Source organism: Rahnella sp. RcJ3 (assembly GCF_009498575.1).
Lineage (GTDB): Bacteria > Pseudomonadota > Gammaproteobacteria > Enterobacterales > Enterobacteriaceae > Rahnella > Rahnella aceris.
Window position 1 is genome coordinate 1 of sequence record NZ_QSNX01000010.1, and the last position, 13635, is coordinate 13635.

Below are 13635 nucleotides of genomic sequence, written 5' to 3' on the forward strand. Positions count from 1 at the left end.
CAGATATCAAGTGAGTAGCGGGAAAGTGTGTCCATTCCGGTCCCTGGTTGGCATGTGAAAAGCATCCTGCTTTTCGGGGTGTGAGGAAACTGTATTCACATGGTGAAATTGTGGGAATTTTGTATCAGGATCCGGAGAATGCGAATGTGATGATGCACAGAAATACTAAACATAATTAATGTATCCATAAGTTTTTTTGTTGTTTTCATATCATCAATGGCGATTGCCTCATCAACGATCATACTTACAGTAACCTAATCATTTCTGCCCTCTTTTCACTCAACTTGAAAGCGCGCTGCACCCGAACAGGGCAGACCGGCCCCTTTTCACCTGATTTTCAGCCCGTTTTGCACGCTGGCACACTTTATGCCTGATCTTCATTGTTATTGAACGATTCAATTGCAGCCTGTCCAGTTTGTGAGGTGATGATGATCAAGATTGACCTTTCCGATTCACCCTTTTTTGATGAAATGTTGATGGCTGAAGGCAAACACCGCAGCCATTATCAGGCCTACTGGCAGTGGTTGCAGCAAGCCGATCAACAGGCAGTCCAGCGCAAAAAAGAGGAAGCTGCGCTGTTGTTTCACCGGGTGGGGATTACCTTTAATGTTTATGGCGAAGATGATGGCGCGGAACGGCTGATCCCGTTTGACAGCGTGCCACGCATTATTCCGGCCAGCGAATGGCAGATGCTTGATCGCGGGATCCGTCAGCGGGTTCAGGCGCTTAATGCTTTTCTGCATGATATTTATCATGACCAGAAGATCCTCAAGGCAGGGATCGTGCCCGCCGAACAAGTGCTGGCCAACGATCAGTATCAGCCCTGCATGCAGGGCATCGATCTTCATCGTGATACCTACGCCCACATTGCCGGAACCGACATGGTGCGGGGAGGCGATGGCGAATACTACGTGCTGGAAGACAACCTGCGCACGCCGTCCGGTGTGTCTTACATGATGGAAAACCGCAAAATGATGATGCGGTTATATCCCGAATTGTTTGCCGAGCAGCGTATCGCGCCGGTTTCCCGCTACCCTTCCCACTTACTGCAAACCCTGCGCGAAAGCACCACCGTCAACGATCCGACCGTCGTGGTACTGACGCCGGGCCGCTTTAACAGTGCCTATTTCGAGCACAGTTTCCTCGCACAACAAATGGGCGTTGAACTGGTAGAAAGTGTCGATCTGTTCGTGAAAGACGGCGCGGTGTTTATGCGCACCACCGCCGGACCGTGCAAGATTGACGTGATCTACCGGCGTATCGACGACGCCTTCCTCGATCCGCTGGCGTTCCGCGCCGATTCCATGCTCGGGGTTCCCGGCCTGCTGTCGGTGTATCGATCCGGTGGTGTGGTGCTGGCGAATGCGATCGGTACCGGCGTGGCGGATGATAAATCGATCTACCCGTATGTACCGGAGATGATCCGTTACTACCTGGCGGAGGATCCGATCCTCAATAACGTGCCGACGTGGCAATGCCGCAAGGAAAGCGATCTGTCTTTCGTGCTGGCAAACCTGGAAAAAATGGTGGTGAAAGAGGTTCATGGCGCAGGCGGTTACGGCATGCTGATTGGGCCGACGGCCAGCAAGGCAGAAATTGAACGCTTCCGCGAATTACTGCGCATCCGCCCGGAAAACTACATCGCGCAGGAAACGCTGGCGCTTTCCACCTGCCCGACCTTTGTCGGTAACGGGCTGGCACCGCGTCATATCGACCTGCGGCCCTTTGCGCTGACCGGCGCCGAAATTCGTCTGGTGCCGGGCGGATTAACCCGCGTAGCGCTGGAAGAAGGCTCGCTGGTAGTGAATTCATCTCAGGGCGGCGGGACCAAAGATACCTGGGTGCTGGAAGAAAATCCGACGGAGGATGACGCATGCTAAGCAGAACAGCCAGCGAACTGTACTGGATGGCGCGTTATCTGGAACGCGCCGAGAATATTGCACGCCTGCTGGACGTGACCAATAAGCTGTCGATGATGTCGATCCGTGACGTCAACGCACGCGATGAAAACAATGATTTACTGGTACCGCTGACCATGACCGGTACGCGGACACTGTTCAACGAGCACTATCCGCAGGAGTCGATGGGTAATCTGCTCAACTTCTTCGCTCTGGACAGCTTCAACCACAGCAGCATTTTCAGTTGCCTGCAGATGGCCTGGAACAATGCGCATGCGGTGCGCGGCAGTCTTTCTTCTGAAGTCTGGGAAAGCATCAATGCCACCTGGATAGAGATGAAACTGATCCGCCGTCAGGGCGTCGGTTCTGCTGGTGCAGACGCTTTCTTCGACTGGGTCAAGGAGCGCTCACATCTGTTCCGCGGTGCGATGTTCGGCACATTACTGCGCAGTGATGCACTGAACTTTATTCGCCTCGGCACCATGCTTGAGCGTGCGGACAGCACCGCCCGCCTGCTGGATGCCAAAAATCAGTTACTGAATGCCGATGAAGATCCGGTGCGCGAATACTACCGGATGGACACGCTGCTGCGTGCGGTCAGCGCCCGCGAAGCGTTCCACACGCTTTATAAGCAGCAACTTAGCCAGAAACGTATTGCCGAGCTGCTGATACTGCGCCGCGAGTTACCGCGTTCTCTGCTTTCCTGTGTCGAAATCATGGCCGAACAGCTGGAGGAAATCGGCGGCAGCGCAGGCAATTTGCCACGCCGCCGTGTCCATACCCTTCATGCTCAGCTTCGCTTCACCGAAATGGACGAGATTGTTGAGATGGGTCTCAGCCCCTGGTTGATGCAGTTTCTGGATCAGACCAATGCCATCGCTGAGAGCATTCATCAAACCTATCTGGAGGCCCAATAATGAAACTGAATGTCACACATCAGACGCATTACAGCTATGCGCAACAAGTTAAACACAGCACGCAATATCTGCGCCTCACACCGCAGGATTCCAGCCATCAGAAGATTTTGTCGTGGGATCTGACCTTGCCGGAATATGCCACCCGCACGCTGGATGCCTATGGCAATGTGCTGCATGTCCTGACGCTCGATCAACCCCATCAGGCGATCACCATTGAAGCCAACGGCGTGGTCGAGATTGAAGACAATACGGAAGACGATAATTGCGGGCATCTCTCGCCGCTGGTGTTTTTGCGCACCAGCCCGCTGACCCTGGCCGATGGCGCGATCCGCGATTTCGCCAGCCGTTATTACCGGCCGCAGGCACAGCATGAAAGTCTGTGCAGCCTGATGGGCGAACTGCTGCTGAAAATGCCTTACAACCCCGGCAGCACCACGGTGAAAGACAGCGCCTCACAAGCCTTTTCAGCACAAACCGGCGTATGTCAGGATCACACACACGTTTTCCTGGCCTGCTGCCGCAGCCTGGGCATCCCGGCGCGTTACGTCAGCGGCTATCTTTACTCGGAAGACTCGGCGCATGTGGCCATGCATGCGTGGGCGGAAGCCTGGCTGGATGACCGCTGGCAGAGCTTCGATGTCACCAATAACACCTGTAAACCGAATCAGCATTTGAAACTGGCTATCGGCATAGATTATCTTGATGCATGCCCGGTCCGCGGTATCCGGTTAGGGGGAGGAAGCGAAGACATGCGCACTGTCGCGGCCGTTGCCATACTCGACGTTCCGCAATGATCCTGAATACCTGAGGAAACCTTTTTATGACTTACTGTGTGGCCATGCGCTTGTCCTCTGGCCTGGTGTTTGTTTCAGATTCACGCACCAATGCCGGAGTGGACCATATTTCCACCTTCCGTAAACTGCATGTTTTTCATCAAAGCGATGAACGCGTGCTGGTGATCCAGAGTGCCGGAAATCTGGCGACCACACAGAGCATTATCAGTCTGCTGCATCGTCGCTGCGCAGACGATGAGCGGGAAAACCTGCTGAACGTGAAGTCGCTTTACGATGCCGCCAGCCTGCTGGGTGAAACGGTGCGTGAAGTGATTGCACGGGACAGCGGCGCAAATCAGGGGGGCAATACAGATTTCAGCTGCAATCTGTTGCTCGGCGGACAGATTAAAGGTGAGAGCCAGCGGCTGTTCCACATTTATCCGCAGGGGAATTTCATCGAAGCCACGCACGACACGCCATATTTCCAGATTGGTGAGAGTAAGTACGGTAAGCCGATTATCGATCGCGTACTGAGCTACGACACCGCGCTGGATCAGGCGATGCAATGTGCGCTGATTTCGATGGACTCCACACTGCGCAGTAATCTTTCCGTCGGCCTGCCGCTGGATGTGATGACCTATCCGACAGACAGCTTCAGCGCCGCGCAACAGCACCGGATCACCGAAACACACCCGTATTTCGACATGATCCGCAAAGGCTGGGGCGAAGGCCTGCTGAGCATTTTTGCGCAGTTGCCGCCGCTGAAATTAGACGAGTAATAATCCGCCACATCAGGTCTGGGGAAAATGGACAACCTCAGACCTGCCCCGTATTATCAATATCCCGTCCTTAATACGGATATTTGAGGTGCATATATTGTGGCAGTCACTATTTATGATATTGCCCGTCTGGCAAAAGTGTCCAAATCTACCGTTTCCAGAGTTATTACCAACCAAACCAATATTTCGCCAGATGCCCGTGAGCGCGTGCTGGATGCTATCCGCACGCTGAATTATCAGCCAAGCAAACTGGCGCGGGCGCTGACATCCAAAGGTTTTGATGCGATTTTAGTGATATCCACCCGTTCGACCAAAACAACCGCCGGGAACCCTTTCTTCTCCGAAATATTGCAATCCATTGCGCTGAGAGCGGAAGAAGAGGGTTTTGACGTTATTTTGCAGACGTCCAAAAATAGCGAAGAAGATCTGCAAAAGTGTGTCGCTAAAATAACGGAAAAAATGGTGAAAGGCGTGATAATGCTCAGTTCACCCGCCGATGAATATATTCTGGAACAGTTAGATAATTATCAGGTTCCTGTGGTGGTGATTGGCAATATTGAAGGAACATATCAGCACGTCTTTTCCGTCGATACCGATAATTTTCAGGACAGTTACCGGCTGACAGAACATCTTATTTCGCTCGGTCACCAGGATATTGCCTGCCTGCACGCGCCGCTGGATTATCACGTTTCCATTGACCGCCTTGCCGGTTATAAACGCGCCATGCAGGATGCCGGTCTGACTGCGCAACCGGGCCTGATGATTAACGGCGGTTATACCACCGAAAGCGCTTATCTGGCGGCGACGACATTGCTGCAAAAGGCGCATCCGCCGACGGCCGTTTTCGCCACGGATGCCGTGAAAGTCATGAGCATTTACCGCGCGGCCCATGAACAGAAAAAGATCATTCCCGATGAAATTTCCATCACCGGTTACAGCAGCGACAATATTTCGCCGATCCTGTCTCCGGGGCTGACCGGCATTGAAATTCCTATCCGCGAATTAGGCTGGCAGGGTTGCGGTGTGCTGTTCGATAAAATTTTCGATCGTCCCGGCGCGCATTCCCGCACGCTGGTGCCGACACAGCTGGTGGTGAATCATTCCGCCATAGAAATCACTGCCGGAAAATAAGAAAACCCAACCGGAAAACAGCTTCCGGTTGGGTGATGAGAGGCATCAGAAAGAATAGGTGACACCGACACCGGTATAATGGAATTTGGTCTTCGCATTGGCGCTGGCATCGGTATTATCGTGCAACTGCAATTCGTAGGCATATTCCAGTGAGATGGCAAAACCGTTGGGTAAAGGCTGATTGATTAACAACCCGAATCGCGTATCGGTTTCTCCTTCGCGTTCTCCGCGATCATCATTGTAATAATAGGTATCCAGCGTCCGGCGGGCATAAGGCGTCAGCACAGTTTTCCCGCTGGAGAAAAGATCGAAGCTCACCGGCAAATAGATACGCGCTTCCTGTTTAGCGAATTCCCCGCGCTGGCTGTCACCGGTATTCCATCCGCGATCTAAATAATAACTGACCTGCATCGCGATATCGTCGGTGAAACTGTATTTCAAACCGGTTTCACCTTCAAACTCTTTATTCAGATAGCCGTTATCGTCCATACTGTTATAATAATTATACAACGCCATCCAGCCGTTATATTTCAACGCAGGACTAAGCGACACCGACCAGTCTGGCTGAATGGTATAACGCTGGGTATTATAAGAATTGCCCTCTTTCTTTTTATCTTCATTATATTGCCACTGATAGTTCCTGAAACCGAGCATCAGCCCCAGCGCATAATCTGCGTTATCCACAAACTGATAATGCATATCGAATTCGACCTGATTAAACCAGTCACTTCGGGTATCTTCGGAGTAATCGACGTTATGGTCTTCCTGATAAAATGCGCCGTAGAAGTTCCACTTTCCTTTGCTGAAGTTAACAAATACCGTCGGTTCATAAGCGCCGTCTTTATCGCCCTGACCTTCTGTGTTCTCTGTTTCCTGCATGGCGCCGATCTGCACCTTCCAGGGTTCAGCAGGTAACGCAACGTTACCGATCGGTACCGGTGTCAGCATTGCCGGTGAATTATGATCTTCATTTTTATTTACGCTTTCGCTCTCAGCGGAAAAAGCCGACGAGCAGACTGTGCCGCATAATAATGCGGCAGCCACTTTCATTTTCATTATAATAATTCCTTTTACAGTAGGGGCAGATGGATATTAAAACAACGGATAACCTCTTTTAAAATTCGTGTTATTTATACACGTTAGTGAAATAACTTATTAATGCGCGGTAATGACTTCCTCAGTTTCACAATCAAAGAAATGACATTTATTCATATCAAAGCACAGGGATAATAATTGTCCGGCCTGATAATCAGTATTAGCGTTTGAACGGCAGACAAATTCATGACCGCCAATCGAGCAATACAACATAAATTCTGCTCCGGTCAGTTCAGCCACCGTAATTCGCGCGTCAAAATGTGCGTTCTGCTGCTCTGCACCGGCGATATCTTCAGGACGGATCCCGAGTACCAGCGGTTTACGTTGATAACCCCGTGCATTCAATATCGTCAGTTTGTCTTCAGGCACCGGAATATGCAGGCTTTCCGTCACGAAAAAGTTGCCATCCAGCGCACCACGGATAAAGTTCATCGCAGGTGATCCAATAAAACCGGCCACAAACATATTTTGTGGATGGTTATAGACCGTTTTAGGCGCGCCAACCTGCTGGATAATGCCGTCTTTCATCACCACAATCCGCGTCGCCATGGTCATAGCTTCGGTCTGATCATGGGTGACATAAATCATCGTCGTATTGAGTTTATGGTGCAGCTTGCTGATTTCGGCCCGCATCTGTACCCGCAGTTTGGCATCGAGGTTCGACAGCGGTTCGTCCATCAGAAAGACTTTGGCATCACGCACAATCGCGCGCCCGAGCGCGACGCGCTGACGCTGGCCGCCGGATAACGCCCCCGGACGTCGCGCCAGATACTCATTCAGCCCGAGGATCTGGGCCGCATACTCCACGCGCTGACTGATTTCCTCCGGCGCAATCTTTCTCAGTTTCAGGCCAAACGCCATGTTGTCGTACACGGACATATGCGGGTAAAGCGCATAGTTCTGAAATACCATCGCTATCTCGCGATCTTTCGGTGCGACGTCGTTCATGCGCACGCCGTCGATCAGCAGGTCGCCGGAAGAAATTTCCTCCAGCCCGGCGATCATACGCAGGGTGGTAGATTTTCCGCAGCCAGATGGCCCGACAAACACGATAAATTCTTTATCCGCGATCTCCAGATTGAAATCCTTCACCACGTGAACCTGTTTGTCATAAATTTTCTGAATGTGTTGCAGTGAAATCTGAGCCATAATTTTTCCTTAAATATCAGCCTGATGATGCAACCATAGTTGCCTGATAACCGCCCACGACAGCCCGTCGGTAGAATCCAGACGGTGATTTGCCCCTTCCAGCGTGGCGCCAATGCCAATCGAGAAAATGCCTCCGGCACGTAATGCATCAATCCCCGCCTGCGCATCCTCTATCCCTGCGGCATGCTGCGGCGCGATATTCAGCGCCTCGCAAACGTTGAGGAAAATTTCCGGATGCGGTTTGGAATGCGTGATCCGGCGGGCGTCCGCGACATAATCGAAAGCCTGCTCCAGTCCTAACGCCATGAGCACCTGCGGGGCATTTTGTGAAACGGAAGCCAGACCGGTGAGCACACTCTGTTCACGCAACGTGTGCAGCAATTCACTGATCCCCGGCAAAATGTCCGCCGTGGTCAGCCCGGCGAGTAATCCGACATAATCGTCATTTTTCTCCGCCGCCATTGCGTCACATTCTGCCTGCGTAAAAGTTCCGGTTTTTCCGCCCACAGCGAGGATCTTCAACAGCGATTCCTGACGACTGACGCCCTTCAGTTGCTCATTAAACGCAGCATCGATGGGGATCCCGATACGCTGCGCCAGTCGTTGCCAGGCCATAAAATGCAGGTGCGCGGTATCGACCACCACACCATCGAGGTCAAAAATAACGGCACGCGGCAGGGGTTCAGTTTTCATCATGAGATCCTTTCAGAATGAGGCTTTCCGTAAATGTGTGAGAGATGCCGTTGATCCAGACCTTCAGCGGCTGAGCATCCGTTTTGCTGAGGGTAAATTGCCGGGGTTCGATAGACACCGTCAGGCGTGTTCCACGCCAGCAAAGGGGAAACTGTAACCGCGTCCAGCCCTGCGGCAGCGAGGGCCGGAAATGCAGTTCGCCTGACTGATAATCCAGCCCCGCAAACCCCATCAGCGCCCCCGTCCAGATAGCGGCCGTGGCGGCCGCATGAATACCGTCGTCCGAAGAGTGAGGTTCTTCGCCCAAATCGATGCGGCACGCCTCGCGGTAAAACTGCAATGCCTGTGCGACCTGCCCGGTCCGGGCGGCAACAATCGCATGCACCGATTTACTCAGCGAAGAGTCGTGAATCGTACGCGGTTCATAAAAACTGAGACTGGCAGCCTGACATTGTGGCGTGAACTGTGCGGGCAGCAGTTGCATGAGCATGACCACATCGGCCTGTTTCAGAATCTGCATCTCGTTGATTTCCGCACGGGAATAATCCAGCAAAATGGCCTGTGTGCCCTGCCGGGATTTATAGGCTGTCAGGTCGCATTGCGGTTTGCTGAGGAAGGAATCATCCTGCGCGATCACACCCTGCACATCGGGCTGCGGCAGATACAGGTGCGTCAGAAAATCTTCCGCCTGCGCAAAGAATGCGGCGTCCTCATGATTAAATTCATGCAGATACCGGCAGGCCTCCCGGACGTTGTACTGCGCCATATAATTGGTAAACGCATTATTATCAACATGTTCGGTGTATTCATCCGGCCCGATGACGTTGAGAATTGCCAGCCGGTCGTCACGCCATTCAGCGCGGCTCATCCAGAACCGCGCGGTTTCTTTCAGCAGCGCCAGTCCCATTTGTTGCATAAATTCCGTGTCGAGCGTGGCCTGGAAATAGCCCACCGTGGCATAGGCGATATCTGCCACCAGATGATGTTCTGCCAGCGCCGATGCCACCCGTTGCCGCTGACCGGTACGGATATTGATCGCGGCAAATTCAGGCGTTTCCTCTTCGCCGCTGAACGCGCTTTCCCACGGAAACAGTGCGCCCTGATAACCGTTCTGCCGGGCTTTGTCCTGCGCCTGCGCCAGATGCAGATAGCGGTATTCCAGCAGTTTTCGCGCCTGTTCAGACGCATTCAGCAGGGCAAAAGGCAGGATAAATATTTCGGTATCCCAGAAAACATGCCCTTTATAGCCTTCGCCGGTCAGCCCTTTCGCCGCCACACTGGCGCGCGCGTCATGCGCCGGGATCATCAGCTTCAGGTGATACAGCGCAAAATCCAGCGCACGTTGATCCTGGGGATCATCTGACGCCACACAGACCCGTGATGCCTGCCAGTAATGCTGCCAGTGGCGGGTATTTTCCATCAGCAGGTGTCCGTAACCTTGCTGCGCGTGTGCCAGCAGGGCCTTCAGGCAGCGTGCTGCGAAGGTGTTTTCTGGCAGGAAATCTGCGTCGAGCGACGTGGCAATCCAGCTGAATTTCTCCAGCGTCACCGCTTCACCGGCAGATAACGGCAGGCTGATATGTTGCAGTAACTGGCGGTTTTTCGACGAAAAACTGCTGCTGGCGCGGGCAGGAAACAGGCACTGGCTGGTGATGACCGCCTGCTGCTGGCCGTCTGTGGTCTGATAACCGCCTTGTAAAACGTTTTGATCGAAAACCCGCACTGAACATTCATTCAGATGCTGTCTGCCGCTGTTGGTGAGCGTTGCATCAATGCCGGTGCTCACGCACAAATGTGCATTCGCATCCAGCGCGGTAACAGTTAAACGGCTCGCCACCAGCGCCAGCGGAGAAAGCGCCACAAAACGACGGGTTTCGATTTTGAAACGCTGACCGGCGGGCGACTGCCAGACCAGTTCGCGATACAGCTCACCGTTCATGGTGCGCAGTTCACGCTGATAGGACAGCAGCGTGCCGGAAAGCAGCGATAAACTTTCGCCGTCCAGCTCAATGCGCATACCAATAATATCCGGCAGATTCACCAGTTCGGTGACTTCGGTCGTATTCGCACGGTGATAAAAACCCGCGACAAACATGCCCCGCTGTTGATCGGTATAGGCTTCTTCGTGACAGCCACGGATACCAATCCGGCCATTGCCGCAGGTATGCAGGCTGCCGTACTTATTCAGGCGATGTGGTGAAAACGGTGCTTCGGGCAGGATCTGAGGCTGAATCATAGATACACGCTCTCCCCCGACTCTGCCGACTGATAGACAGCCGCCACCAGTTGCTGGATCCGGTATCCCTGTTCCGCGTCTGCCAGACTCACCGTTTCCCCGCGAACCGCCGCTACAAACGCCTGAACGCTGCGCACATGGCGCTGATCGTCGGCAACCTCCCGGTGGAATAACCTCACCAGTTCACCCTTTTCATCGGTATACACCTGGGCAGGAAACAGTGTGGCACCGGCCTTATCACCGCAAAACTCAACATTCATCACCGATTGCGGCTGAATATTCAGCGCAAACGCCGTTTCCAGACGCAGCAACCCGCCGTTGCAGAACTCAATCGCGGCAAATACTGAATCTTCCACGCTGTATTTCTGCGGATCCCAGCTTCCGAACTGCCCTTCACTTTTGCGGTTACCGATTTTCTGAAACATCTGCGCGGTGACTTTGCGCACCGCCGGAAAGCCGAGCACGTACATGGCGGCATCCAGCATATGAATGCCGATGTCGATCAGCGGTCCGCCGCCGGACTGCGTTTTATCCGTGAAATTGCCCCAGCCGGGCACGCCGCAGCGGCGCAGGGCACGCGCGGTGGTGACATAAACCTCACCCAGTTCTCCCGCTGCGACTTTCTGGCGTAAAATGCGCGCATCTTCGGCGAAACGGTGATGAAAGTCATAGGCCAGAAGCCGGCCAGCCTGTTCCGCCGCCTGCCACATTTCCAGCGCCTGCGCGGCGGTCATGGCAGGCGGTTTTTCACAGAACACATGACAGCCGTGCTGCAATGCCGTGATCACTTGCTGATGATGGAAAAGGTTGGGCGTACAGATGCTGACGATGTCGGGCCGTTCAGCCTCCAGCATCTCTTCCAGTGAGGTAAAAGCACGGGCGATACCGTTGCGCCCGGCAAATGCCTGAGCGCGCGCCGTATCGCAATCCACCACCGCGACCAGTTCAAGCCCCGGAAGCTGGCGGTAACAGGCCACATGGACCTTTTCCGCCACCTGACCCGCCCCCACCAGCGCCACTTTCAGCGTTCCTGCCGGTTTCGTTATAAATTCCATTTCGCGGCCTGTCAGTCAGAGTAAATTGCGAAGATAGGTCAGTGAATCCTGATAAGCCTGGGTCGGATTTTCTGCCCGCACGCGGCATTCGTAGACGATATAGCCGTCGTAGCCATCTTCTTTCAGTTGCTGAAATGCGCGGCCAAAATCAATGCTTCCGCTGCCCGGCTGGTAACGATGATTGTCAGCAATATGTACATGGCCGAGCAGATCGCGTTGCTGATGGAACGCAGCGCTGAGGCAATCCTCCTCAATACTCATATGGTAAAAATCACCGATAATTTTGACGTGCTCAAGCGCGCCCTCTTCGATATAACGGCGTGCCTCCGCCAGCGTGTTTATCATGTGATCCTGATAACGGTTCAGCGGCTCCAGATACACCGTGGTGCCGGTGCGTCTGGCGACATTTTCCAGCTCCCGCAAGGATGCGCTGACCGCCAGACGGTCGCCCGCCTGACTGCGCGGTGAGGTCATCGGCGGCAGACGGTAGGTAAACATTCCCCAGGCGGCGGGCACGATAATCCCTTTACCGCCGACCTGCGAAAGGGCTTCCAGAATCGCAGTGATTTGCTGCAATCCGTTCAGACGGCGCTCTTCGATGAAATCACCGATCCAACCCTCATAGCCGCCGCAGGCGGTAATCACTGGCAGGCCGGTTTGGGCGATAGCGGCTTTCACTTCGTCGAGATGATTTACCAGCAATTTGCCGTCAATTTCAAAACCGTCGAAACCCATTGCCTTGATAAATTTGAATTTCTCCAGAATATTTTCCGGGAAGAATGCCTGATTTTGTGTACCGATTTTCATGTCTAAGTCCTTTTAGAAAGTGATGCCGAGCTTGATGCTCTGATCAGGATGTTGATCGACGTATTTCATGTAGCTCTCCGCGCTGTTGCTGAACGTGACCACCGGATCGATCAGGTCTTCGCAGTTCAGGTAGCCGTTCATCAGCAGTTCCCAGCAGGAGTCTTCGATGCGTTTACGGCTCCAGCGGGGATAATCGGGATTGGGTTCGCTGCATGCGCGGGAAAAGACGATTTTGGCATTGTTAAAGTGGGCTTCCCGCCCGAGGTTAAAGCCTTCGGCAAAGGGTTTGGCAAAGGCGACATAAGAAATTGTGCCGCCGTAAGCGATACCCCGCAGCGCCGCCTGCAATGCCTGGGCATTGCCGCTGGTTTCGATGATGACGTCCGCACCCTGTTTGCCGGTGAGTTTTTTGATCTCCAGCCCGATGTCAGTACCGATCGGGTTAAACACGGCATCCGCGCCGTTTTTCAGCGCAATTTCCCCGCGTTTTTCCAGCGGATCGACGCCAATCACGATGCTGGCACCGGCCTTTTTCGCCAGTTGCACAGCGATTTGACCGATCGCCCCCAGCCCGACAATCACCACGAAATCGCCGACACGGACATTGCCGTCACGCACACCACTCATGGCGAACTGCGCCGGGTCATAACAGACGGCGTTTTTCCATGAGGCACCGGCGGGCATTTTGCGCAATTTGTAATTGTTCACGGCGTTGACGATCACCGTTTCGCTCAGCGGTCCGTAAGTACAGACATCATCGCCCAGCGCGTAATCCGTCACCTCGCAGCCCTTTTCGCAAACGGTGCCCACCACCATGTTGCCGAGCTGGAATTCGCCGAACACGATACCGCGCGGCGCATCCGCCGGACGGGGGACAAACATGCCCCATTCAGCCGAAAACTCCTCGTCAATAAACGGGCTGACGCCGCGAAAATCTACCACTTCGGTACCGTGTTTCGGTGCGCCAAATTTCACGCGAATTTTGACTTCATATGCCGCGACCGGGCGGTCCTCATAATCCATCAGTTCAGCCACACGCGGCTGGGTTGCGACCAGTTTTTTCATCGGATATTCCTTCATCTTTAATCAGTCAATATGCGTT

At 53.6% G+C, this 13635-nt stretch carries 12 protein-coding genes; 5 read left to right on the plus strand and 7 right to left on the minus strand.

The features are described 5' to 3' along the window. Nucleotides 1-428: 428 nt before the first annotated feature. From DXU84_RS14215 to DXU84_RS14235, 5 genes are all read left to right on the plus strand, one after another. The gene (locus DXU84_RS14215) at nucleotides 429-1880 is read left to right on the plus strand and encodes a circularly permuted type 2 ATP-grasp protein (RefSeq protein ID WP_013577183.1); all 1452 of its coding nucleotides are present in this window, start codon (nucleotides 429-431) and stop codon (nucleotides 1878-1880) included. Next, nucleotides 1874-2815 carry an alpha-E domain-containing protein gene (locus DXU84_RS14220; RefSeq protein ID WP_013577184.1) on the plus strand — a complete coding sequence of 314 codons (942 nt, stop codon included), beginning with the start codon at nucleotides 1874-1876 and terminating at the stop codon, nucleotides 2813-2815. Before DXU84_RS14215 ends, DXU84_RS14220 begins: the two co-directional genes overlap by 7 nt. Continuing rightward, entirely contained in the window at nucleotides 2815-3609 is a 795-nt protein-coding gene (locus DXU84_RS14225) for a transglutaminase family protein (RefSeq protein WP_013577185.1), read from the plus strand. The genes DXU84_RS14220 and DXU84_RS14225 overlap by 1 nt, the downstream gene beginning before the upstream one ends. Nucleotides 3610-3635: 26 nt before the next feature. Next, nucleotides 3636-4367 (plus strand): proteasome-type protease, encoded by a 732-nt coding sequence (locus DXU84_RS14230; protein ID WP_153376073.1) that lies wholly within the window; start codon nucleotides 3636-3638, stop codon nucleotides 4365-4367. Nucleotides 4368-4466: 99 nt separating this feature from the next. Then, nucleotides 4467-5498, plus strand: coding sequence for a LacI family DNA-binding transcriptional regulator (locus tag DXU84_RS14235; protein ID WP_370461781.1), 1032 nt, complete (start codon nucleotides 4467-4469; stop codon nucleotides 5496-5498). 45 nt (nucleotides 5499-5543) lie between these two features. Here the strand turns inward: DXU84_RS14235 and DXU84_RS14240 are convergent, their stop codons facing one another. From DXU84_RS14240 to DXU84_RS14270, 7 genes are all read right to left on the minus strand, one after another. Beyond that, nucleotides 5544-6554, minus strand: coding sequence for an OmpG family monomeric porin (locus DXU84_RS14240; RefSeq protein WP_013577188.1), 1011 nt, complete (start codon nucleotides 6552-6554; stop codon nucleotides 5544-5546). A gap of 99 nt (nucleotides 6555-6653) precedes the next feature. Beyond that, nucleotides 6654-7742, minus strand: a complete 1089-nt coding sequence (locus tag DXU84_RS14245) for an ABC transporter ATP-binding protein (protein ID WP_112151035.1) — start codon at nucleotides 7740-7742, stop codon at nucleotides 6654-6656. A 9-nt stretch (nucleotides 7743-7751) separates the two neighbouring features. Then, complete coding sequence (gene pgmB / locus DXU84_RS14250) at nucleotides 7752-8435, minus strand: beta-phosphoglucomutase (protein WP_153376076.1); 684 nt, start codon at nucleotides 8433-8435, stop codon at nucleotides 7752-7754. After that, the gene (locus DXU84_RS14255; RefSeq protein ID WP_153376078.1) at nucleotides 8425-10671 is read right to left on the minus strand and encodes a glycoside hydrolase family 65 protein; all 2247 of its coding nucleotides are present in this window, start codon (nucleotides 10669-10671) and stop codon (nucleotides 8425-8427) included. The genes pgmB and DXU84_RS14255 overlap by 11 nt, the downstream gene beginning before the upstream one ends. Continuing rightward, nucleotides 10668-11726 (minus strand): Gfo/Idh/MocA family protein, encoded by a 1059-nt coding sequence (locus DXU84_RS14260; RefSeq protein ID WP_112151038.1) that lies wholly within the window; start codon nucleotides 11724-11726, stop codon nucleotides 10668-10670. Before DXU84_RS14260 ends, DXU84_RS14255 begins: the two co-directional genes overlap by 4 nt. A 15-nt stretch (nucleotides 11727-11741) precedes the next feature. Further along, nucleotides 11742-12533, minus strand: coding sequence for a sugar phosphate isomerase/epimerase (locus DXU84_RS14265; protein ID WP_015690503.1), 792 nt, complete (start codon nucleotides 12531-12533; stop codon nucleotides 11742-11744). A gap of 12 nt (nucleotides 12534-12545) precedes the next feature. After that, nucleotides 12546-13598: a zinc-binding alcohol dehydrogenase gene (locus tag DXU84_RS14270; protein WP_013577194.1), complete on the minus strand. Its 1053-nt coding sequence runs from the start codon at nucleotides 13596-13598 to the stop codon at nucleotides 12546-12548. Nucleotides 13599-13635 lie beyond the last annotated feature (37 nt).